Source organism: Marinobacter mobilis (assembly GCF_900106945.1).
In the GTDB taxonomy this organism is placed as follows: domain Bacteria; phylum Pseudomonadota; class Gammaproteobacteria; order Pseudomonadales; family Oleiphilaceae; genus Marinobacter; species Marinobacter mobilis.
In genome coordinates this window covers 103,479-126,178 of the sequence record NZ_FNNE01000009.1, presented here as the reverse complement: position 1 = coordinate 126,178, position 22,700 = coordinate 103,479, and the positions used below count along the sequence as shown (strand labels likewise).

Annotated in this window: 17 protein-coding genes; 15 read left to right on the top strand and 2 right to left on the bottom strand. The window is 56.3% G+C overall.

Annotation, left to right across the window (positions count from 1 at the left end; genetic code table 11):
* Positions 1-109: 109 nt before the first annotated feature.
* Positions 110-1,384, bottom strand: coding sequence for a citrate synthase (gltA, locus tag BLV11_RS14490; RefSeq protein ID WP_091816019.1), 1,275 nt, complete (start codon positions 1,382-1,384; stop codon positions 110-112).
* A gap of 475 nt (positions 1,385-1,859) precedes the next feature.
* Here gltA and sdhC point away from each other — a divergent pair, with 475 nt between their 5' ends.
* From sdhC to rluB, 13 genes are all read left to right on the top strand, one after another.
* Positions 1,860-2,234 (top strand): succinate dehydrogenase, cytochrome b556 subunit, encoded by a 375-nt coding sequence (sdhC, locus tag BLV11_RS14485; RefSeq protein ID WP_091816016.1) that lies wholly within the window; start codon positions 1,860-1,862, stop codon positions 2,232-2,234.
* Positions 2,228-2,572 carry a succinate dehydrogenase, hydrophobic membrane anchor protein gene (sdhD, locus tag BLV11_RS14480; RefSeq protein ID WP_091816012.1) on the top strand — a complete coding sequence of 115 codons (345 nt, stop codon included), beginning with the start codon at positions 2,228-2,230 and terminating at the stop codon, positions 2,570-2,572. Before sdhC ends, sdhD begins: the two co-directional genes overlap by 7 nt.
* 3 nt (positions 2,573-2,575) lie before the next feature.
* Entirely contained in the window at positions 2,576-4,348 is a 1,773-nt protein-coding gene (gene sdhA / locus BLV11_RS14475) for a succinate dehydrogenase flavoprotein subunit (protein WP_091816009.1), read from the top strand.
* A 15-nt stretch (positions 4,349-4,363) separates the two neighbouring features.
* Entirely contained in the window at positions 4,364-5,068 is a 705-nt protein-coding gene (locus BLV11_RS14470) for a succinate dehydrogenase iron-sulfur subunit (protein WP_091816005.1), read from the top strand.
* 315 nt (positions 5,069-5,383) lie between these two features.
* The gene (locus BLV11_RS14465; protein WP_091816002.1) at positions 5,384-8,221 is read left to right on the top strand and encodes a 2-oxoglutarate dehydrogenase E1 component; all 2,838 of its coding nucleotides are present in this window, start codon (positions 5,384-5,386) and stop codon (positions 8,219-8,221) included.
* 26 nt (positions 8,222-8,247) lie between these two features.
* On the top strand, positions 8,248-9,453 hold the full coding sequence (odhB, locus tag BLV11_RS14460; protein ID WP_091815999.1) for a 2-oxoglutarate dehydrogenase complex dihydrolipoyllysine-residue succinyltransferase: 1,206 nt from the start codon (positions 8,248-8,250) through the stop codon (positions 9,451-9,453).
* Between the two features lie 36 nt (positions 9,454-9,489).
* Entirely contained in the window at positions 9,490-10,929 is a 1,440-nt protein-coding gene (lpdA, locus tag BLV11_RS14455) for a dihydrolipoyl dehydrogenase (RefSeq protein WP_091815994.1), read from the top strand.
* A gap of 172 nt (positions 10,930-11,101) precedes the next feature.
* Positions 11,102-12,268, top strand: a complete 1,167-nt coding sequence (gene sucC, locus BLV11_RS14450) for an ADP-forming succinate--CoA ligase subunit beta (protein ID WP_091815991.1) — start codon at positions 11,102-11,104, stop codon at positions 12,266-12,268.
* A complete protein-coding gene (gene sucD, locus BLV11_RS14445) occupies positions 12,268-13,140 on the top strand; it encodes a succinate--CoA ligase subunit alpha (protein ID WP_091815988.1) in 873 nt (290 codons plus the stop codon). The genes sucC and sucD overlap by 1 nt, the downstream gene beginning before the upstream one ends.
* Positions 13,141-13,349: 209 nt before the next feature.
* Positions 13,350-14,564 carry a tryptophan--tRNA ligase gene (locus BLV11_RS14440; protein ID WP_175528363.1) on the top strand — a complete coding sequence of 405 codons (1,215 nt, stop codon included), beginning with the start codon at positions 13,350-13,352 and terminating at the stop codon, positions 14,562-14,564.
* A gap of 25 nt (positions 14,565-14,589) precedes the next feature.
* A complete protein-coding gene (locus BLV11_RS14435) occupies positions 14,590-15,429 on the top strand; it encodes a segregation and condensation protein A (RefSeq protein WP_425433837.1) in 840 nt (279 codons plus the stop codon).
* Between the two features lie 50 nt (positions 15,430-15,479).
* Positions 15,480-16,145 (top strand): SMC-Scp complex subunit ScpB, encoded by a 666-nt coding sequence (scpB, locus tag BLV11_RS14430; RefSeq protein WP_091815982.1) that lies wholly within the window; start codon positions 15,480-15,482, stop codon positions 16,143-16,145.
* Between the two features lie 59 nt (positions 16,146-16,204).
* A complete protein-coding gene (rluB, locus tag BLV11_RS14425) occupies positions 16,205-17,161 on the top strand; it encodes a 23S rRNA pseudouridine(2605) synthase RluB (protein ID WP_091815980.1) in 957 nt (318 codons plus the stop codon).
* 23 nt (positions 17,162-17,184) lie between these two features.
* Here rluB and BLV11_RS14420 read toward each other — a convergent pair whose 3' ends face one another.
* Positions 17,185-18,129, bottom strand: a complete 945-nt coding sequence (locus tag BLV11_RS14420) for a GGDEF domain-containing protein (protein WP_091815976.1) — start codon at positions 18,127-18,129, stop codon at positions 17,185-17,187.
* Between the two features lie 313 nt (positions 18,130-18,442).
* Here BLV11_RS14420 and BLV11_RS14415 point away from each other — a divergent pair, with 313 nt between their 5' ends.
* Together BLV11_RS14415 and smc are read left to right on the top strand one after the other, a co-directional pair.
* The gene (locus BLV11_RS14415; protein WP_091815973.1) at positions 18,443-19,129 is read left to right on the top strand and encodes a GntR family transcriptional regulator; all 687 of its coding nucleotides are present in this window, start codon (positions 18,443-18,445) and stop codon (positions 19,127-19,129) included.
* 60 nt (positions 19,130-19,189) lie between these two features.
* A complete protein-coding gene (gene smc, locus BLV11_RS14410; RefSeq protein ID WP_091815970.1) occupies positions 19,190-22,678 on the top strand; it encodes a chromosome segregation protein SMC in 3,489 nt (1,162 codons plus the stop codon).
* Positions 22,679-22,700 lie beyond the last annotated feature (22 nt).

Sequence of the window (22,700 nt, the reverse complement as noted above, 5' to 3'; positions counted from 1 at the left end):
GAATTTACAAGGTCGACAAGGGTAGGGTGGTGTTTGCAGAGGGCGGGCCAAAAAAAGGGCCGCTGAAGGCGGCCCCTTTAATTTGCAGCTGCTGATGCAGCCACCGGACTTACTTCTTCGGGTAATCGCGGGAATCAGAGCCGGTATACAGCTGGCGCGGACGCCCGATACGGTAGTCGCCGCTGACCATTTCGTTCCAGTGGGAGAACCAGCCGATGGTCCGGGACATCGCGAAGATGACCGTGAACATGGAGGTCGGGATACCCATGGCCTTGAGGATGATGCCGGAGTAGAAGTCTACGTTCGGGTACAGTTTACGCTGCACGAAGTATTCGTCTTCCAGGGCAATGGTTTCGAGACGCTGGGCGATTTTCAGCAGGGGATCGTTCTCCAGGCCGAGCTCTTTCAGAACTTCGTGGGCGGTTTCGCGCATGACTTTGGCGCGAGGATCGAAGTTCTTGTAGACGCGGTGGCCGAAGCCCATCAGGCGGAACGGGTCTTCCTTGTCTTTCGCCTTGGCTACGAACTCCTCGATGCGGGATTCGTCGCCGATTTCTGCCAGCATGTCCAGTACCGCTTCGTTGGCTCCGCCGTGAGCAGGCCCCCAGAGAGCTGCGATGCCGGAAGCAATGCAGGCGTAGGGGTTGGCGCCAGTGGAGCCGGCCAGACGTACGGTGGAGGTGGAAGCGTTCTGCTCGTGATCTGCGTGGAGGATGAAGATCTTATCCATGGCCTTGGCCAGGACAGGGTTCGGTTTGTACTCCTCACAAGGGGTGCCGAACATCATGTACAGGAAGTTTTCAGCGTAGGACAGATCGTTACGCGGGTACATGAAGGGCTGGCCGTTGGCGTACTTGTAACACCAGGCCGCGATGGTCGGCATCTTGGCAACCAGGCGGTGCGCGGTAATTTCACGCTGGTGGGCGTCATTCACATCCATCTGATCATGGTAGAAGGCAGACAGGGCGCCTACTACGCCGCACATGATGGCCATCGGGTGAGCGTCACGACGGAATCCGTGGAAGAAGTTGCGCATCTGATCATGCAGCATGGTGTGGTTCTTCACGGTGTCGTGGAAGCGCTTGTTCTCTTCTGCTGTTGGCAGTTCGCCGTTCAGCAGCAGGTAGCAGACTTCAAGGTAGTCCGAGCTTTCTGCCAGCTGTTCAATCGGGTAGCCCCGGTGCAGGAGAACGCCTTTGGCGCCATCAATGTAGGTGATCTGGGATTCACACGCCGCCGTTGACACGAATCCTGGGTCGTAAGTGAAGACGCCTTCCTGAACGAGGCCTCGTACATCAATGACATCCGGGCCTACAGTGCCTGAATAAACTGGTAGCTCAATGGACTTGTCACCCACCGAAAGCGTTGCTTTCTTGTCGGTCATGGTGCTCTCCTATTTATCAGCATTTTGAATGCGCGGGAAGGCGCGTATTATGGCAAAACAGGCGGCAAAATATAGGGTGTTGGCTTTTTTTGTCAATGGAGGAGCGAATAAAAGGTTTAAAATCAGAGTGTGCTTTTCCTGTCTGAGTGCTTGCAAGTGGGTCTTCCGAATTGATGTGCCGGACTAATTAATTAGTCAAACGGGGACCTTTGTGCCCTGATTTTCAGGGGGTTTGGCACGTTGCAGGTTTGTAATTCCCATGGCCACTCCTTATAATCCGTAGCCCGGAATAGGGGATACACCAATCCAATGCGCCTGCAACGACGTCTGCGTGCGGTGGTTTCTCTCCCTCCAGAGCCAATCGTGTTACGGCTTCGTTTCAACGCGACAAACAGACACGACAATCCTTACATACCAACCATCCGCCCCCGGTTTCGTCCGGACGCGCGGAGCAAAGAGAGAGTGTGAGAGCGCTGTGAATAGCAAACGACCAGTTAATCTCGATCTCGGCAAGTTTCATTTTCCACTGCCAGCCATCACGTCAATCCTGCACCGGGTCAGCGGCATCATCATCTTCGTAGGTGTTGCCTTCCTGTTGTACGGCCTTGATGTTTCCCTTTCCGGGGAAGAAGGCTTCGCTCGTGTTAGTGAACTGCTGGACGGCTTCCTTCCGAAGTTGATCATCTGGGGCATCCTGTCCGCCTTGTTGTACCACCTGGTAGCTGGCATCAAGCATCTGCTCATGGATATGGGTATTGGTGAAGATCTTGAAAGCGGCCGCCTCGCCGCAAAAGCCACCCTCGTGGTTTCCGTCATTCTCATCGTTCTGGCAGGAGTCTGGGTATGGTAAGCAGCGTAACTAACCTCGGTCGCAGTGGCGTCTATGATTGGCTCATTCAGCGTGTCACCGCCTATGTGCTCGCACTCTATACCATCTTCCTGCTCGGCTTCGCGCTGACCACCGATGTGAACTATGACTCCTGGTCCGCACTGTTCGGTCAGACCTGGTTCCGTATCTTCAGTCTGCTGGCGCTCCTTTCTCTCGGCGCCCATGCCTGGGTAGGGCTGTGGACTGTTACGACTGACTACATTAAGGCAACTCTGCCGCGTTTCCTGGTTCAGGCGGCTTGCGGGTTGGCGATGTTTGTCTATGTCGCCTGGGGTGTTCAGATTCTTTGGGGGCTTTAATAGATGGCTAATATCAAAACCATTTCCTACGATGCCATTGTGATCGGTGGCGGCGGTGCAGGCATGCGTGCTGCACTGCAGTTGACCGAGTCAGGCGTAAAGACTGCCTGTGTCACAAAAGTATTTCCGACCCGTTCGCACACCGTTTCCGCCCAGGGTGGTATTACTTGTGCGATCGCCAGTGCAGACCCCAACGACGATTGGCGCTGGCACATGTACGATACCGTCAAGGGTTCCGACTACATCGGAGACCAGGACGCGATCGAGTACATGTGTTCTGTAGGTCCTCAGGCGGTATTTGAGCTTGAGCACATGGGGCTGCCATTCTCCCGTACCGAGCAGGGTCGCATCTATCAGCGTCCGTTCGGTGGTCAGTCCAAGGACTTCGGTAAGGGTGGTCAGGCTGCCCGTACCTGTGCTGCTGCTGACCGTACCGGTCACGCACTGCTGCACACTCTGTATCAGGCTAACATCAAGGGTGGCACCACTTTCCTGAACGAGTGGTACGCTGTTGATCTGGTCAAGAATGCCAAGAATCAGGTGGTCGGTGTTGTTGCTATCGACATCGAATCCGGTGAGGTGGCTTACATCAAGGCTCAGGCTACTGTGCTGGCAACCGGCGGTGCCGGTCGCATCTACTCCTCTACCACCAATGCCCTGATCAACACCGGTGACGGTATTGGTATGGCCTTGCGTGCAGGCTTCCCGGTTCAGGACATGGAAATGTGGCAGTTCCACCCCACAGGCATCCACGGTGCCGGTGTGCTGGTAACTGAAGGTTGCCGGGGTGAGGGTGGTTACCTGATCAACTCCGAAGGCGAGCGATTCATGGAGCGCTACGCGCCCAACGCCAAAGACCTTGCGGGTCGTGACGTTGTTGCTCGCTCCATGGTTCTGGAAATTCTTGAAGGTCGTGGCTGTGGTCCTGACAAGGATCACGTTCTGCTCAAGCTGGACCATCTGGGTGAGGAAACGCTCAACCTGCGTCTGCCGGGTATCTGTGAGCTTTCCAAGACCTTTGCCCACGTCGATCCTGTCAAGGCTCCGGTTCCTGTGGTTCCGACCTGTCATTACATGATGGGTGGTCTGCCGACCAACATCGGTGGTCAGGTTCTGAGTCAGGATGAGAGCGGTCAGGACACCGTTGTAGAAGGTTTGTTCGCCTGTGGTGAAGCGGCCTGTGTATCCGTACACGGTGCCAACCGTCTCGGCGGCAACTCTCTGCTTGATCTGGTTGTCTTCGGTCGTGCGGCTGGCCTGCACATTGAGCAGATGCTGCGCGAAGGCTTTGGTACTGACGACGCGACAGAAGAAGACATCGATCGCGCCATGGCGCGCCTGACCCGTCTTGACGCCGCTGCGGATGGTGAAGACGTTGCTGAGGTTCGTAAGGACCTGCAGAACTGCATGCAGCTGTACTTCGGTGTATTCCGTGACGGTGAAAGCATGGAGAAGGGTCTGGCCATGCTCAAGGAAATCGGTGAGCGTGTTCGCAAGACCAAGCTGGCTGATCAGAGCAAGGCGTTCAATACCGCGCGTATTGAGGCTCTTGAGCTGGATAACCTCTACGAAGTGGCATTTGCGACAGCCGTTTCGGCCATCGAGCGTAAGGAAAGTCGCGGTGCTCACGCCCGTAACGACTTCACCGAGCGTGACGATGACAACTGGCTGAAGCACTCGCTTTACTTCCCGCTCGAACAGCGGGTCGGCAAACGCGATGTTAACTTTGCTCCGAAAACGGTCGACACATTCGAGCCGAAGATTCGGACGTATTAAGGGGAGATTCAGTCAATGTTGGTAAGCATCTATCGTTATAACCCGGACACCGACAATGCGCCCTACATGCAGGACGTTGAGCTGGAACTTCCGGAAGGTAAGGATCTGATGATCCTTGACGTACTGGCGTTGTTGAAAGAGAAGGATCCGACGCTTGCCTATCGTCGCTCCTGTCGTGAAGGGGTTTGTGGCTCCGACGGCATGAACATGAACGGCAAGAATGGTCTGGCCTGTATCACACCGGTTTCCCAGGTCGTCAAGAGTGGCAAGCTGGTTCTGCGTCCTCTGCCGGGCCTGCCGGTCATTCGCGATCTGGTGATTGACATGAGCCTGTTCTACAAGCAATACGAAAAGGTTCAGCCATACCTGGTCAACAGCAATCCGGCACCTGCGATTGAGCGTCTGCAGTCTCCGGAAGAGCGTGAGAAGCTGGACGGTCTGTACGAGTGTATTCTCTGTGCATGCTGTTCGACGTCCTGCCCGTCTTTCTGGTGGAACCCGGACAAGTTCATTGGTCCTGCGGGCCTGTTGCAGGCTTACCGCTTCCTGGCGGATAGCCGTGACACGGCTCAGGCAGAGCGCCTCGCAAACCTGGATGATCCGTTCAGTGTATTCCGCTGCCGCGGAATCATGAACTGCGTCAGCGTGTGCCCGAAAGGTCTGAACCCCACAAGGGCAATCGGCCATATCCGGAACCTGCTGCTGCAACGGGCGACCTGAGCAGCAACGGCGTAATACTGGCTATACTGTTCTGAAATCGCCAGCACCCTGAATAAAGTCCTGCAAAGGGGCGGGACTTTCAACTAATGGCTTATGGTCAAAGGTAGTAAAAGGGTGCAAGCTACGGAAGCCGTGACGAGGGCTTAAAAGGCAACTGTCACGGCTTTACTTAGTATAAAAACCACGAGGGAACGGAAAACATCCGTGCTGTCTGTGGTGGCTACAGTCGATCGCGTAGAAACCCGTATTGACTGTGCAATACCCCTGGCCGACCATAGATAGCTCCCCGCACCAGCCCAAGGTGAGCTATTCAAAATGCATGAAAGCATAATGGAGCAGTTATGGCAGACTTCCCATCTTCAGGGAGGTAATCTTGCCTATGTTGAAGAGCTTTTTGAAACCTACCTGACTGATCCCAATGCCGTCCCAGAAGAGTGGCGTAGCTATTTCGACAAGTTGCCCAGTGTCGATGGCAATCAGGGTCCCGATGTCGCCCATTCTTCTATCCGCGAACAGTTCGAGCACATTTCACGCAATCAGCGTGCACTGTCTACCGGTGGCGTTCCCGCAAGTGCTACATCCGACGCAGACAAGAAACAGATTCGTGTATTGCAGCTGATCAATGCGTTCCGTTTTCGGGGCCACCAGCAAGCACAACTCGATCCGCTTGGCGTACTGGTTCGTCCCCCGGTTGAGGATCTCAGTCTTTCATTCCACGAGCTTTCAGAAGCCGACCGTGATCTGGAATTCCAGACAGGCTCGCTGAATTTCGGCGCCGAAACGATGAAACTTGGCGACATCGCTGACGGTCTGCGCGAAACCTATTGCAGCAGCATCGGTGCTGAATACATGCACGTGGTTGATACCCGAATCAAACGCTGGTTCCAGCGTCGTATGGAACCGGTTCGTTCCAGGCCCGAGTATGAAGCTGACACACGTCGCCACCTGCTTGAGCGACTGACAGCGGCAGAAGGTCTGGAAAAGTATCTGGGTTCCCGTTACCCCGGTGTCAAACGGTTTGGTCTGGAGGGTGGCGAAAGCCTGATTCCTTGTCTGGACGAACTGATTCAGCGTGCCGGTAGCTACGGTGCCAAGGAAATCGTGCTCGGCATGGCCCACCGTGGTCGTCTCAACGTTCTGGTTAACACCCTGGGTAAGAACCCGAAAGAACTGTTTGACGAGTTCGAAGGCAAGAAGCTGGCTGACTTCGGTTCCGGTGACGTCAAGTATCACCAGGGCTTCTCGTCCAACGTGATGACGACCGGCGGCGAGGTTCACCTGGCTCTGGCATTTAACCCCTCCCACCTTGAGATCGTGTCGCCAGTGGTTGAAGGCTCCGTGAGAGCTCGTCAGACCCGCCGGGACGATACCGATGGCAGTCAGGTTCTTCCGATTATCATGCATGGAGATGCGGCCTTTGCCGGTCAGGGCGTGGTCATGGAGACATTCCAGATGTCCCAGACCCGTGGCTACGGTGTTGGTGGCACGATCCATATCGTGATCAACAACCAGGTTGGCTTCACCACCAGCAAGCAGGAAGACGCGCGTTCTACTGAATACTGTACCGATGTTGCCAAAATGGTTCAGGCGCCGATTCTGCACGTCAATGCGGATGACCCTGAAGCGGTCCTGTTTGCCAGCCAGATGGCGATGGACTACCGCAACGAGTTCAAGAACGACGTGGTCATCGATCTGGTTTGCTACCGTCGCCGAGGCCACAACGAGGCCGACGAGCCTTCCGCCACCCAGCCGATCATGTACGACAAGATCCGCAAGCTGAAAACCACCCGTGAGCTGTACGCGAACCGGTTGATTGAAGCGGGTGTTATCAGTGCTGACGAAGCCAAGCAGATGGAGCTCGAGTACCGCGACGCTCTGGATGAAGGCGAGCACGTGGTTAAGTCGCTGGTCAAAGAACCCAATACCGAGCTTTACGTTGACTGGGCACCTTACCTTGGTCACGAGTGGACGGCGAAGTGCAAGACCAGCGTGGTGCTGAAGACTGTTCAGCGACTGGGCAAGAAGCTTTCCCAGGTTCCCGAAGGTTTTGCGGTTCAGCGTCAGGTCTCCAAGATCATTGATGACCGCAGCAAGATGACAGCCGGCGCACTGCCCATCAACTGGGGTTACGGTGAAGTGATGGCCTATGCCACGCTGCTGAATGAAGGGCACCCGATTCGTCTGACTGGTCAGGACGTGGGGCGGGGGACTTTCTCGCACCGTCACGCCGTGCTGCATAACCAGAAAGACGGCTCAACCCACGTAGCCCTGCAGCAATTGTCAGAAAAACAGCCTTACTTCGATATCTATGACTCGCTGCTTTCAGAAGAAGCGGTCATGGCCTTTGAATATGGCTATTCCACCACCACGCCCAATGCACTCATTGTCTGGGAAGCCCAGTTCGGTGACTTTGCCAACGGCGCTCAGGTGGTTATTGATCAGTTCCTCACCAGCGGTGAGCACAAGTGGGGACGTCTGTGTGGTCTGACCCTGCTGTTGCCCCATGGTTATGAAGGTCAGGGACCAGAACACAGTTCGGCTCGTATGGAGCGTTTCCTGCAGCTGTGCGCTGAGCACAACATTCAGGTCTGCGTTCCGACCACGCCGGCGCAGGTGTTCCACATGCTGCGTCGTCAGGTTAAACGCCCGCTGCGTAAGCCGCTGGTTGCGATCACGCCGAAGAGCCTGCTCCGTCACAAGGAAGCCATTTCCAGCCTGGACGACCTGACGGAAGGTACCTTCCAGACGGTATTGCCGGAAATTGAAGCGTCCGATCCGAAGAAAGTGACCCGGATGATTCTTTGTAGCGGCAAGGTCTACTACGATCTGCTTGAGAAGAAGAAAACAGATGAACGCGAGGATGTGGCTATAGTTCGACTTGAACAGCTGTACCCGTTCCCTGCGGACGATCTGGATGAAATTCTGGCGCAACACACCAAACTGAAGCATGTTGTCTGGTGTCAGGAAGAGCCGATGAACCAGGGTGCCTGGTACTGTAGTCAGCACCACATGAGAAACGCTCTGACTCGCCTGAATCCGAAGCTATATCTCCAGTATGCCGGTCGCGAAGCATCTGCGGCTCCTGCTTGTGGACACACCTCTGTCCATATTGAGGAGCAGAAGAAGCTGGTGAACGACGCGTTTGAAATCTGACGAGCTACCGAACTTAAGGAACAGAGATGTCAATTGAGATTAAAGCCCCCGTATTTCCAGAGTCGGTCGCTGAGGGCACTGTAGCGACCTGGCACAAGCAGCCTGGTGAAGCCTGTTCTCGTGACGAGCTGATTGTCGATATTGAGACAGACAAGGTGGTCCTCGAAGTTGTTGCACCTGCTGATGGTGTGATTGAAGAAGTTATCAAGGGTGAAGGCGACACCATTGAAAGCGGCGAAGTTATTGCCCGCTTCAAGGAAGGTGCCGCTGCGGCGCCGGCCGCCGCCAAGGCAGAGCCAGCTCCGGAAGCTGCAGCAGCACCTGCGGCGGCATCAGCCGATGCGGTACTGAGCCCGGCAGCCCGCAAGCTTGCCGAAGAGAAGGGCGTTGATGCGTCTGCCGTCAAAGGCACCGGAAAGAGCGGTCTGGTTACCAAGGAAGACGTTCAGAATCACATTGACGGCCAGAAGTCCGCAGCGCCCGTAGTTCCCGCTGCTGCACCTGCGCCGCAAGTTGCACTGGCCGCCGGCGAGCGCCCGGAGAAGCGGGTAGCGATGACCCGTCTGCGTGCAAGCATTGCCAAGCGTCTGGTGAGTGCACAGCAGAATGCGGCCATGTTGACCACCTTCAACGAGGTCAACATGAAGCCGCTGATGGATCTGCGAAAGCAGTACAAGGACGGCTTCGAGAAGCGTCACGGCATCAAGCTCGGTTTCATGTCACTGTTCGTCAAGGCAGCTACCGAGGCGCTCAAGCGTTTCCCGATGGTGAACGCGTCTATCGACGGCAATGACATTGTTTATCATGGCTATCAGGATATCGGCGTTGCCGTGTCCAGCGATCGGGGCCTGGTGGTACCGGTCTTGCGTGATACCGATGCCATGGGTCTGGCTGATGTCGAGAAGAAAATCGTCGAATATGGCACCAAAGCCCGCGACGGTAAGCTTGGTATTGAGGAAATGACCGGCGGAACTTTCACCATCTCTAACGGTGGTGTATTCGGCTCTCTGATGTCCACCCCGATCCTTAACCCGCCACAGACGGCCATCCTGGGTATGCACAAGATCCAGGAGCGTCCGATGGCGGTGAACGGTGAAGTGGTTATTTTGCCGATGATGTATCTGGCTCTGTCATACGATCACCGTATGATCGACGGCAAAGAAGCTGTCCAGTTCCTGGTAGCCATCAAGGAAATGGTCGAAGACCCGGCGCGCATTCTGCTGGACGTCTGAATCTGTCACTCATCGAATCAGTAAACAGGATAAAACATGTCTGATAAGTACGACGTTATCGTCATTGGTGCGGGTCCAGGTGGGTATGTTGCGGCCATCAAAGCTGCTCAGCTGGGTCTGAAAACTGCCTGTGTTGAATACTGGACCTCAGCAGAGGGCAAACAGGTTCTGGGTGGCACCTGTCTGAACGTGGGCTGTATTCCGTCCAAGGCCCTGCTGGAGGTTTCCCACAAGTACGAGGAAGCCAGCGAGCACTTTGCGGAGCAGGGTATTGAAGCCCAGGGTGTTGAGATCAACATCGCCAAGATGATGGAACGTAAGAGTGGCATTGTTAATCAGCTGACGGGCGGTATTGCCCAGCTGTTCAAGGCCAACGGCGTCACTTCCATCCACGGTCGCGGCCGTCTGCTGGCGAATCGTCAGGTTGAGGTCACTGATGGTGATGGCAAAGTCACTGTCTACGAGGCTGAAAATGTCATCATTGCCACGGGTTCTACTCCGGTAGAGATTCCGCCGGCACCGCTGAAGGAAGGCTTCATTGTCGATTCCGAGGGTGCCCTGGAATTTGACGAAGTGCCCAAGCGTCTGGGTGTCATCGGTGCTGGTGTGATCGGCCTTGAGCTGGGTAGTGTTTGGGCCCGTCTGGGTTCTGAAGTCACTATCCTTGAAGCCCAGGACACGTTCCTGCCTGCGGTTGATCAGCAAGTGGCGAAAGATGCGCTGAAGCAGTTCAAGAAGCAGGGCCTGAACATCAACCTGAAGGCTCGTGTTACCGGCACTTCGGTCAAGCGCAATCTGGTCTACGTTAACTACGAAGATACCAAGGGTGAGCAGGAGCTGAAGGTCGACAAGCTGATCGTTGCTGTTGGTCGTCGTCCCAACACCGACAACCTGCTTGAGGCCGACACCGGTGTGAATCTGGACGAGCGTGGCTTCATCTTTGTTGATGAAAACTGTCAGACCAACGCTCCTGGCGTATGGGCGGTCGGTGATGTAGTGCGCGGACCGATGCTGGCGCACAAGGCATCTGAAGAAGGTGTGATGGTTGCTGAGCGCATTGCCGGTCACAAGCCGCAGGTCAACTACGACTGCATCCCGAGCGTTATCTATACCGCACCGGAAGTGGCTTGGGTGGGCAAGAGCGAAGAGCAGCTCAAGTCTGAAGGCGAGGCCTACAAAGTGGGCACCTTCCCATTCGCGGCGAATGGTCGTGCGATGGCGGCCAACGCAGCATCCGGTCTTGTGAAGATCATCGCTGACGAAAAAACCGATCGTATCCTCGGCTTCCATGTCAGTGGTCCGCAGGCTTCCGAGATCGTTGCCCAGGGCGTTATTGCCATGGAGTTCGGCTCCACCGCTGAAGATCTGGCTTTGACCTGCTTTGCGCATCCGACTCTGTCTGAGTCCGTGCACGAAGCGGCACTGGGTGTGAATGGCGGTGCGATCCATATCGCTAACCGTCGCAAGAAGAAGTAACGCAGTCATGAGAGCAGGGGCGCCAATGTGGGCGCCCCGTTGCCATAAGGTGGTAGCTTTCTGGCGCGCTATGGCGTACTGAGGTGATCCCCGGTATGTCGAACGGAATTCGCAGTTGGCGGATTCAAATTCCGTACGTGGTTATCCTCCATCAATAACGGGACAAAAAACTATGAATTTGCACGAATATCAGGGCAAGCAGCTGTTCGCTGAATATGGCTTGCCTGTATCCAAGGGCATTGCCTGTGATACACCAAAAGAAGCGGCTGCGGCTGCTGACGAAATCGGCGGAGATGCCTGGGTTGTCAAGGCTCAGGTACACGCGGGTGGTCGCGGCAAGGCTGGCGGTGTGAAGCTGGTCAAGAGCAAAGACGAGATTCGCGAGTTCGCAGAGCACTGGCTGGGCAAAAACCTGGTCACCTACCAGACGGACGAAAATGGTCAGCCGGTTAGCAAGATTCTTGTTGAGTCCCTCACTGACATCGATCAGGAACTCTACCTGGGCGCTGTTGTTGATCGCAGCACCCGCAGCATCGTTTTCATGGCCTCCACTGAAGGTGGCGTGGAAATCGAAAAGGTAGCGGAAGAAACTCCGGAGAAGATTCTCAAGGCAAGCATCGATCCGCTGGTCGGCGCTCAGCCTTATCAGGGTCGTGAGCTGGCGTTTAAACTCGGCCTGGAAGGCAAGCAGGTTGGCCAGTTCACCAAGATTTTCCTGGGTCTGGCAAAGCTGTTTGAAGACTACGATCTGGCTCTGCTCGAGATCAACCCTCTGGTTATCACCCCGGCGGGCGACCTCCACTGCCTCGACGCAAAGATCAATGTGGACGGCAACGCTCTGTACCGTCAGAAGAAAATCCATGAAATGCACGATCCTTCCCAGGAAGATCAGCGCGAAGCCGACGCTGCCAAGTGGGAGCTGAACTACGTAGCTCTTGAAGGCAACATCGGTTGCATGGTTAACGGCGCAGGCCTTGCCATGGGCACCATGGATATCGTCAAGCTGCACGGTGGCCAGCCGGCCAACTTCCTGGACGTAGGTGGCGGTGCGACCAAAGAGCGCGTTACCGAAGCGTTCAAGATCATCCTGTCTGACGATGCTGTACAGGCAGTTCTGGTCAACATCTTCGGTGGTATTGTCCGTTGCGACATGATTGCTGAGGGTATTATCGGTGCGGTTAAGGAAGTTGGCGTCAAGGTACCGGTCGTGGTTCGCCTCGAAGGTAACAACGCTGAACTGGGTTCCAAAGTGCTCGCAGAAAGCGGCCTGAACATCATCGCTGCAACCAGCCTGACGGATGCTGCTGAGCAAGTCGTTAAAGCTGCGGGAGGTAAGTAATGAGCGTCCTGATCAACAAAGATACCAAAGTCATCTGCCAGGGTTTCACCGGTGCACAGGGCACCTTCCACTCCGAGCAGGCTATCGAATACGGCACTCAGATGGTTGGTGGCGTTAGCCCCGGCAAAGGCGGAACCACCCATCTGGGTCTGCCTGTGTTCAACACCGTTCGTGACGCCGTAGAGGCTACCGGTGCTCAGGCGACTGTTATCTACGTTCCTGCGCCGTTCTGTAAAGATGCCATCATCGAAGCGGCAGATGCCGGTATCGAGCTGATCGTCTGTATCACCGAAGGTATTCCTACCATCGACATGCTGTACGCCAAAGAGTACGTCGATCGTAAGGGTGTGCGTATGATCGGTCCGAACTGTCCGGGTGTGATCACTCCGGGTGAGTGCAAGATCGGTATCATGCCGGGCCATATTCACAAGCCGGGCAAGGTGGGTATTGTTTCCCGTTCAGGTACCCTGACATACGAAGCCGTCAAGCAGACCACTGACTTCGGTTTTGGTCAGTCTACCTGTATCGGTATTGGTGGTGACCCGATCCCGGGCTCCAACTTCATTGATATTCTCAAGCTTCTGCAGGAAGACCCGCAGACTGAAGCGATTGTGATGATCGGTGAAATTGGTGGTACTGCCGAGGAAGAAGCGGCTGCGTTTATCAAGGAAAACGTAACCAAGCCGGTGGTTTCCTACATTGCCGGTGTTACTGCACCTCCAGGCAAGCGTATGGGCCACGCCGGTGCCATCATCTCTGGTGGTAAGGGTACTGCGGACGAGAAGTTCGCTGCCCTGAATGACGCTGGTGTTAAAACCGTGCGTAGCCTGGCCGATATCGGTCAGGCACTGAAGGAGCTGACTGGCTGGTAAGCTGGTTGCCTCCTGACAAAACCCCCGCTTCCGGTTATGCCGGAGGCGGGGGTTTTGTGCTTTTGGGCTGGAGCGCCTTACTCTGGCGTTCGCATCGGTCTATAATGGCCGGTCAGCCCTGTCCCGACAGGCTGGATCAAGGTCCCCTGTAGCGCCTCTGGCGGCTTCAGGCGCCGGCCTCCCAACGTTGAAAAGAAGGAGTTCATGCTTTGAGTTCTGTAGATTCCCAGCAAAGAGTGCTGTCAGGAATGCGCCCCACTGGCAAGCTTCACCTTGGTCACTACCACGGTGTGCTGAAAAACTGGGTGAAACTCCAGCATGAATACGAGTGCTTCTTCTTTGTTGCAGACTGGCACGCTCTGACCACAAATTACGACGATCCCAGCGCCATTGAAGCGAGTGTCTGGGACATGGTCATCGACTGGCTGGCTGCCGGGGTCAATCCCGGTTCCTCAACCATGTTCATTCAGTCGAAGGTACCGGAGCACGCCGAGCTTCACCTTCTGTTGTCGATGATTACTCCGCTGGGTTGGCTGGAGCGGGTACCGACCTACAAGGATCAGCAGGAAAAGCTGCGGGAAAAGGATCTGGCGACCTATGGTTTCCTGGGTTATCCACTGCTGCAGAGTGCTGACATTCTGATGTATCGCGCTGGCCGGGTCCCGGTGGGTGCTGATCAGGTATCCCATGTGGAGATTACCCGGGAAGTTGCGCGCCGCTTCAATCATATCTACGGACGAGAGCCGGGCTTTGAGGAGCAGGCGGAAGGTGCCATCGTCAAGATGGGCAAGAAGAACGCCAAGCTCTACCGTTCGCTGAAAAAGCGTTTTCAGGAAGAGGGCGATCTGGAAGCTCTGGAAACTGCCCGTGCGCTGCTGAAAGAACAGCAGAACATTTCCCTGGGCGACCGTGAACGCCTATACGGCTATATTGAAGGCGGCGGCAAGGTTATTCTGCCTGAGCCGCAACCGCTGCTGACGCCGGAATCCAAGATGCCCGGACTGGACGGCCAGAAAATGTCCAAGTCCTACCACAACACCATTGGCCTGCGCGAAGAGCCGGACAGTGTGGCGCAGAAAATTCGCACCATGCAGACAGATCCCCAGCGCGTTCGTCTGACCGACCCGGGCGAGCCTGAGAAATGTCCGGTGTGGGGTCTCCACGAGGTTTATTCGGATGAAGATACCAAGCAGTGGGTTCAGGCCGGTTGTCGGAGTGCCGGTATCGGCTGTCTGGAGTGCAAGAAGCCGCTGATTGATTCCATTGTGGAAGAGCAGCGTCCGTTGCATGAGCGGGCCGCGGAATACGAGAGCAGCCCCGATCTCGTCCGTGCCATCATCGAAGAAGGTTGCGAACGAGCTCGTGATGCGGCACGGGATACCCTTGAGGAAGTTCGTGAGGCGATGGGCCTGAGCTATCGCTAAGCCCGCAGAACTGACCGATCCGGATATGATGGAAGACGCCGCCAGCAACCCGACCATAGATGCCCCGGAGGACGATGCGCCTGCCGGGGTAGGGCCGTTGGCAATGGTCTCCGGTAAGCCGCTGGTTGAAGTGCCGAAGGATCTCTATATTCCGCCGGACGCATTGGCGGTTTTCCTGGAGGCCTTTGAAGGCCCGCTCGATCTGTTGCTGTACCTGATCCGGCGTCAGAACATGGATATCCTTGATATCGATGTGAGCGAAATTACCCGCCAGTACATGGACTATATTGGCGCCATAGAAGCCATGCGTTTCGAGTTGGCCGCGGAATATCTGGTGATGGCGGCGACCCTGGCGGAGATCAAGTCCCGCATGCTGTTACCGCGCCAGGAAAGCGAAGACGACGAAGAACACGATCCGCGGGCTGAGCTGATCCGGCGTCTGCAGCAGTACGAACGCTTTAAAAAGGCGGCCGAGGACATCGATGAGATGCCGAGGCTTGATCGCGATAACTTTGTCGGATCTGCGGCCCTGCCCAAGATGCCGGCGAGCCAGCCGCACCCCGACGTCGACCTGCGTGAGATGTTGCTGGCGCTGCAGGGTGTGCTTAAACGGGCTGACCTGTTTACCAGTCATCATGTAGAAAAGGAAAAACTCTCAACCCGGGAGCGTATGTCGTCGATTTTGCAGGCGCTCAGCGGTGACCGTTTCGTCAGCTTTGAAAGCCTGTTTACCCCGGAGGAGGGGCGGCTTGGGGTCGTTGTGACCTTTCTGGCAACCCTCGAATTGGTCAAAGAGCAGTTGATTGAAGTCGTGCAGAGTGACGTATTTGCTCCCATCCATATCCGCTCCCGTGCTGCCGACTGATTCGGCGGAGCAGAATTCATATATATACAGGCATCCCGGTTAGAGCTGGCATGAACGAAGAACGTATCCGTCATTTACAGGCTATTGTTGAAGCTGCCTTGCTGGCGGCGGGTAAACCGCTGTCGCTGGATCAGTTGCAGGAGCTTTTCGACGACAACGACAGGCCCGCCCGACAGCTTTTGGAACATGTCATGGTACAGGTCGAGGCCGCCTGTGAAGGTCGCGGTTTTGAGCTTAAGAAGGTGGCAAGCGGATATCGTCTGCAAGTGCGGGAAGACTACGCCAAGTGGGTTTCGAGACTGTTCGAGGAGAAACCCCAGCGTTACTCTCGGGCGTTGCTCGAAACCCTTGCGCTGATTGCTTACCGCCAGCCGATCACCCGAGGTGAGATTGAGGAAATTCGCGGGGTAACCGTCAGCAGTAATATCGTTCGTACCTTGCTCGAACGGGAATGGGTTCGCGTTGTCGGGCATCGCGATGTGCCGGGTCGGCCTGCGATGTATGCCACCACCCGCCAGTTCCTGGATTATTTCAACCTGACCAGTCTCGACCAGTTGCCGCCTCTGTCCGAAGTGCGTGACCTGGAAGACATTGGTCGCGAGATTGAAAAAAACATGCAGGGCGAGATTGCGTTTTCCGAGTCTGTTGAGACGCAGCCGGACGCCGCTGGGGAGGGCGATACGCCCTCCCAGGATTCGCAGCAGACCCTACACTGAGTGCCGGCACACGTTCATCGTACCGGCACATTCACCGAATGACTTGAAAGGATCACATCATGGGATCACATCGTTCCCGTCGCGAACATACGTCCGCCCCGGTTGTCGCAGAACCTGAGCGTCTGCAGAAGTTGCTGTCCCGGGCAGGCCTGGGCTCACGCCGAACCATCGAGGCGATGATTGAGGCGGGGCGGCTGAAGGTCAATGGCGAGATTGCGGTCATGGGACAGAAAGCCCTGCCCACCGACCGGGTCGAACTCGACGACCGGCGGATTGATCTTGAGGCGGCTGCAGAGGTGGTTCGTCGGGTGCTGGTCTACAACAAGCCGGAAGGCGAAGTGACTTCCCGCAAAGATCCTGAGGGGCGTCCTACCGTGTTTGACCAGCTCCCACGCCTCAAGGACCAGCGCTGGATCGCCGTAGGCCGTCTTGATATCAATACCACCGGCCTGATGCTGTTCACCACAGACGGTGAGCTGGCTAATCGGCTGATGCACCCGTCCCATGAGATCGACCGTGAATATGCGGTGCGGATTTTCGGCGAAGTGGATGAGGCGATGATCGGTCGCCTCCTTGAGGGCGTTCTGCTGGACGACGGCATGGCGCAGTTTACGGATGTCAGCCCGGCCGGCGGCAGTGGTCTTAACCGGTGGTTTCACGTAACCCTGATGGAAGGGCGTAATCGTGAGGTTCGTCGCCTGTGGGAGTCTCAGGGTGTGCGGGTCAGTCGCCTGAAGCGGGTTCGTTACGGGCCGATTTTCCTTCCCAGCCGGTTATCTGTTGGCCGATGGGAAGAGCTGGATCAGAAAGCCACAGACGACCTGAGCCGTTCGGTTGATCTGGAGCCCGTCGCGATTCCCCATAAAACCCCAGGCGAGAAAACCTCCCAGGAGCGGTTGCGCAAAAAGCAGCCTCCACGTTCGGCCCGTAAACCGTCGGGTTCCAAATGGCAGGTCAGCGACAGTAAACCGGCCGGAGGTCGTCGCAAAGCTCCCCAGAAATCCCCTAAACGCTGACGTCTCGCTCAGGATTGTCTGGTTCACCCGGTGGATCGGGCAATCCTGCTGGCAATGCTGGTGCAATTCCGGCCGCAGCTCTTGGCCCGGTAGAGGGCTTCATCGGCACGGGCCAGCCACTGTTCCGGAGACTCGTTGCGCTGTCTTGTCGCCACTCCGGCGCTGACGGTCACCGTCACGTCGTCATCACCGCAATCTACTGTCAGATTGGCAATCCGCCTGCGGATTCTCTCCGCCACGACCTGAGCGTCTTTCTCTTCGGTATGGGGAAGTAAAACCGCGAATTCTTCTCCGCCAAACCGGTAGGACTGATCCGAGCTTCTGACCGCCAGTTCAATCTCACGGGCTGCGGCCTTCAGCAGATGGTCCCCGATCACATGCCCGTAGGTGTCGTTGACCTGCTTGAAATGATCGAGGTCGCAGATGATGAGCGAATAATTCTCGCGGTGGCGTTCGGCAACACTGCAGGCTTGGCTCAGCGCCAGATCGAGGGCCCGTTTGTTGGGCGCGGACGTCAGTGAGTCTGTGAGGGTGGCCTGTTCAATCACGGCGTACTGGCAGGCGTTTCGAATCGGACAGATGGCGATGGCCAGCATCTGTTCTATGGCCGTCAACTCGACTTCATCAAACCGGTGGCGACGTGCCAGTGTAAGCTCGCCGTAGTGCTCACCCTGGAGGGATAGGCGATATTCGCAGCGGTGCTGGCCACCCAGGCCACTACGGAACACCAGATCCTGTTTGCCGATCCGGTGACGGTAGGTCAGTTGATCAAATCGCACCAGGGTTTCCAGCACTTCCGTAAAAATCGCGATCAATTCTTCCAGAACCAGGCTGGTCGCCATTCGCCGACTGAGCACCGTAAACGGGTTACTGTTCTGCTGCCAGTCAGCCGTCGCTTGCCGAATGATGGCCAATTGATTGGCACTGTCACCGAGGCGGGCAATGTTTGGGGTGTTCTTGCTTGGCATAGCGCAGATCCTGGCTGGATTTTACTCTTGCCAAGCATGACCGGTGCCATAAATTAAATAGTATTTAATTACAATGACTAAAGGGTTTATTCTAAGGCTGGTTCTATATGGAAATGGCTAAGCGTTGTCGTTTTGCCAGGAATTTGACGCATAGGGGGCTGGTCTGTTGTTAACGGGCCGGATCTGCCCGGTTGCCGCTATTTTGATGCCCCGAAGTACACTCCGGGCGGGGAAATGCTGTGATACACTTCCCAGCCTGTTTTGACACCAGAACAAGACCGATTTCCACACTGTAAGGCAGGCATCACATTTCATGCAGTTCCAAGCGCCAGAAAGTCTTTCCGAGCAGATTGCCCAGTTCGTAGGTCAGCGCATTATTTCAGGCCAGCTGGCGCCGGGTGAACGCATTCAGGAACTCAAGGTGGCCGGGGAACTGGATGTCAGCCGTGGCTCGGTACGCGAGGCTCTTCTGATTCTTGAACGACGTCATCTGGTGGAAATTTTCCCCCGTCGTGGCGCGGTCGTTTCCCAGCTCACGCCAAACCTGGTGAACGGCTTGTATGACATCTATATCGAACTGTTATGCATGTTGGGACGGAATCTGCTTGAGCGCTGGTCAACGGCCGACCTTGCGGGGCTGAGCAAGGAAATCTCGGACTTGCAGATAGTGCTTACAAGCAGTCAGCTCAAGGGACGTGAGTCCTGGGAAAAAGCCATCGAAGCAGGTTTTAACATTATGCGCTCGGCCTATCGCATGGTGGCCAACCCGTTTCTTGAGGAAACACTGGAGAACTTCAAACCAGCGATCAGCCGAACCTATTACGTGGCGATGCAGGCTTTCGATGGTGAGCTTTCCGAGACCATCCGCCTGTTCCAGCGCCTGGCGGGCGCGAGTACCCGGGGTGATGTGGCCGGCCTCGATCAGGCCCTGCGGGAGTTCGGGGAGCACCAGCGGCAACAGGTTCTCAAGGTGGTGCTTGAAAAGGAACACACGGCTTGATGACTGTTGGCAGGTCGTGGTTATTGATGTGGACTGCTAATCCGGGCGAAACAACCGACTATGCGACTTAAATCGATCAAACTGGCGGGCTTCAAATCGTTTGTCGACCCTACGACGGTGCCGTTTCCCACCAACATGACTGCGGTGGTTGGCCCCAACGGTTGTGGCAAGTCCAATATCATCGACGCCGTTCGCTGGGTGATGGGGGAGAGCTCCGCCAAATACCTTCGTGGCGAGTCCATGACCGACGTCATCTTCAACGGCTCCAGCGCCCGCAAACCCGTGGGGCAGGCTTCCATTGAACTGGTTTTTGACAATGGCGATGGCTCCGCGCCGGGTGAGTTCGCCCGCTTTGCCGAGATTTCGGTACGGCGCCGGGTGTCACGGGAAGGTCAGTCGGAATACTTTCTCAATGGATCAAAGTGTCGCCGAAGGGACATTACCGACCTGTTCCTTGGCACCGGCCTGGGTCCCCGAAGCTATGCGATCATCGAGCAGGGCATGATTTCCCGGCTGATCGAGGCAAAACCGGAAGAGCTCCGGATATATATCGAGGAAGCCGCAGGGATCTCCAAGTACAAGGAACGGCGCAAGGAAACCGAGAGCCGTATTCGTCGCACCCAGGAAAACCTCGAACGGCTTGCCGACCTCCGTGAAGAGCTTGATCGCCAGCTCCAGCACCTCAAACGTCAGGCTCAGGCTGCCGAACGCTACAAGGAATACAAGCAGGAAGAGCGTCTGAAAAAAGCGGAACTGACGGTTCTGAAATGGCAATCCCTGGACAATGACTTGCAAACCTGGCGGGGCAAAATCAGCGAAACCGAGCTTGAGCTTGAGAAGCTGCTGACAGACCGTGTCAGCATGGAGACCTCTCTCGAAACGCTGAGGGAAAACCATCACGAGCGCACGGAACACTTCAATAAGGCTCAGGCCCGCTATTACGAAGCGGGGGCCGATATTGCCCGTATCGAGCAAAGCCTGGAGCATCAGCGTGAGCGCAGCCGCCAAAGTGCCGCCGAGCTTGATCAGGCCCTGACCAATCTGAGAGAGCTGGCTCGGGAGCTGGAGCAGGACCGGGAAAAACTGGCGACTATCCAGGACGAAATCGACATGATGGAGCCGGAGCAGGAAGCTCTGGCTATCCGTTCTGAGGAATCCGGTGAAAAGCTGCAGCAGGCGGAAGACGCCATGAGCGACTGGCAGCAAGGCTGGGAAGCATTCAGCGCCCGTTCAGCGGATGCCCGGCGTCAGGCTGAGTTGTCCCAGTCGCGTATTCGCTCCCTTGAGGATTCCATCGATCAGCTGGGGACGCGGCGCCAGCGACTGCTTGATGAGCAGTTAACATTGGAGGGGCAGCTGGACCGTGAGGAACTGGATGCCCTGACGGAACAGCAGGAAGAATGCTCCATTCGTCGCGAAGAAGCGTCTGAACGGATTGAGCGGGTGTTGGAACAGGTGCAGGACGCTCGCAACAGTGCACGGGCGTCAGACCAGTCGGTGGCTGATTGCCGTCAGCGGGTGCAGACACTGCGGGCTACCCTGGATTCCCAGCAGGCGCTGCTGGATGAGCAACTGGGTTCGCAGGATAGCGGTCTTCAGGGCTGGCTGTCTGACAACAACCTCGCAGCACTGCCGCGCCTGGTGCAGCAACTGGATATCGATGCTGGCTGGGAATTCGCGGTTGAGCAGCTGCTTGGCCAGATGACCCATGGTGTGTGTGTGGCAACACTCAATGATCTGGGCGGCGCGCTCGGCGATGCGCCCCGGGGGGCGGTGCTGGTTGAGCAGGAGAGTGGCGTCAATAGTGGCGGCCTGCTCGACAAGGTGCGTAATGCCGGCGGAATGGCAGGGCTCCTTGCTACGGTTGGGTACGCCGAAAGCCTGGCCGAAGCCATTGAGCGACGCCAGCAACTGAAGCCAGGCCAGACCCTGCTGACCCGGGACGGTGTCTGGGTTGGTCAGGGATGGGTACGGATGCCGGATTCCGACAGCGGCAAGCTTGGTGTCATTGAACGTCAGAAGCGATTGGCACAACTCCAGGCTGATTATGATATTGCGGACGCTGAGCTTGAATCCGCCAGTGATAGCCTCATCCGTTTTCAGGCGCAGCTGGAGCGTGCAGAGGCCGAGCGTGAAGAAGCCCAAAAGGCGGTCGGTGATATCGAGCGGGAGTTGGCTGACGTCAACTCGAGAATAAGCGGAATTCGCGCTCGATCCGAACAAATTGATGCGCGCTTGCAGCGTATAACCGATGACGGTGAAGAAGTGGCTGCCCAGTTGATTGAACAGCAGGAGCAGCTGGCAGAGGAGCGGGAAGTCTGGCAGGAGGCGCTGGACGCCACCGAAGACACGGAAGAAGAGAGAGAGCGCCAGCTTGAACAGCGCGACCGTCTTCGTGAAGCGTTGGATAACCTGCGTCAGCAGGCCCGCCATGATCGTGACCATGCCCACCAGCTGCAGTTGCAGCTGCAATCCCTGCAAAGCCAGCGCGAAGGGCTGAAACAGACTCTGGAGCGGATGGCCCTGCAGAAAGAGCGGCTGGATGAGCGGGTTGAGGTTCTGCAGGAAACCCGGGAGAGTGCCGAGGAGCCGATCGAGGATCTGCAGATGCAGCTCGAGGGTTTGCTTGAACGCCGGATTGCCGAGGAAGAAAAGCTAGCCAAGGCCCGGGATGCCCTTGAAGACATCGATCGCGAAGTGCGCGAGGTGGAACAGGGTCGAGGCGGCGCCGAACATAAGATTCAGGATGTCCGTGGCCGCCTGGAAAAACTGAAGATGGAGTCCCAGGCGCTCGAAATCCGCTCAGCTAACCACATAGAGCAGTTGCGGGAAATGAATGTGCAACTGAAAGATGTACTGGAGCAGATGCCGGAGGAGGCCAGTGAGCAGGTCTGGTCGGACGAACTGGAAAAGATTGCTGCAAGAATCCAGCGGCTTGGCGCGATCAACCTGGCGGCGATTGAAGAGTATCAGGTCCAGAGCGAACGCAAGACCTACCTCGACACCCAACACGAGGATCTGACCGAAGCACTGGAAACGCTGGATACCGCGATTCGCAAGATCGACCGGGAAACCCGCCAGCGTTTCAAGGAAACTTTTGATCAGGTGAACGGTGGTCTCCAGGCACTGTTCCCGAAAGTGTTCGGAGGGGGTAATGCCTATCTTGAGCTCACGGGCGAAGATTTGCTGGAAACCGGCGTTACGATTATGGCCCGACCACCGGGTAAGAAGAACAGCACTATCCACCTGTTATCAGGGGGCGAGAAGGCACTGACAGCGATTGCTCTGGTATTTTCCATCTTTCAGCTCAACCCGGCGCCGTTCTGTATGCTCGATGAGGTTGATGCGCCCCTGGATGATGCCAACGTCGGTCGTTACGCCAATATGGTCAAGGAGATGTCCAAACAGGTTCAGTTTATTTACATCAGTCACAACAAGATCGCCATGGAAATGGCCGACCAGTTGATGGGGGTTACCATGCATGAGCCTGGTTGCTCCCGTCTTGTTTCCGTCGATGTCGAAGAAGCGGCAGCGCTGGCGGAAGCGTAATAACGTGAAAAGATGACAAAAA

Bases quoted from the DNA above. Each gene is read 5' to 3' on its own strand.
- sdhA (WP_091816009.1), top strand. From the start codon at position 2,576: ATGGCTAATATCAAAACCATTTCCTACGATGCCATTGTGATCGGTGGC.
- sucC (WP_091815991.1), top strand. From the start codon at position 11,102: ATGAATTTGCACGAATATCAGGGCAAGCAGCTGTTCGCTGAATATGGC.
- lpdA (WP_091815994.1), top strand. From the start codon at position 9,490: ATGTCTGATAAGTACGACGTTATCGTCATTGGTGCGGGTCCAGGTGGG.
- scpB (WP_091815982.1), top strand. From the start codon at position 15,480: ATGAACGAAGAACGTATCCGTCATTTACAGGCTATTGTTGAAGCTGCC.
- odhB (WP_091815999.1), top strand. From the start codon at position 8,248: ATGTCAATTGAGATTAAAGCCCCCGTATTTCCAGAGTCGGTCGCTGAG.
- smc (WP_091815970.1), top strand. From the start codon at position 19,190: ATGCGACTTAAATCGATCAAACTGGCGGGCTTCAAATCGTTTGTCGAC.
- BLV11_RS14435 (WP_425433837.1), top strand. From the start codon at position 14,590: ATGATGGAAGACGCCGCCAGCAACCCGACCATAGATGCCCCGGAGGAC.
- gltA (WP_091816019.1), bottom strand. From the start codon at position 1,384: ATGACCGACAAGAAAGCAACGCTTTCGGTGGGTGACAAGTCCATTGAG.
- sucD (WP_091815988.1), top strand. From the start codon at position 12,268: ATGAGCGTCCTGATCAACAAAGATACCAAAGTCATCTGCCAGGGTTTC.
- rluB (WP_091815980.1), top strand. From the start codon at position 16,205: ATGGGATCACATCGTTCCCGTCGCGAACATACGTCCGCCCCGGTTGTC.
- BLV11_RS14465 (WP_091816002.1), top strand. From the start codon at position 5,384: ATGCATGAAAGCATAATGGAGCAGTTATGGCAGACTTCCCATCTTCAG.
- BLV11_RS14470 (WP_091816005.1), top strand. From the start codon at position 4,364: ATGTTGGTAAGCATCTATCGTTATAACCCGGACACCGACAATGCGCCC.
- sdhD (WP_091816012.1), top strand. From the start codon at position 2,228: ATGGTAAGCAGCGTAACTAACCTCGGTCGCAGTGGCGTCTATGATTGG.
- BLV11_RS14415 (WP_091815973.1), top strand. From the start codon at position 18,443: ATGCAGTTCCAAGCGCCAGAAAGTCTTTCCGAGCAGATTGCCCAGTTC.
- BLV11_RS14420 (WP_091815976.1), bottom strand. From the start codon at position 18,129: ATGCCAAGCAAGAACACCCCAAACATTGCCCGCCTCGGTGACAGTGCC.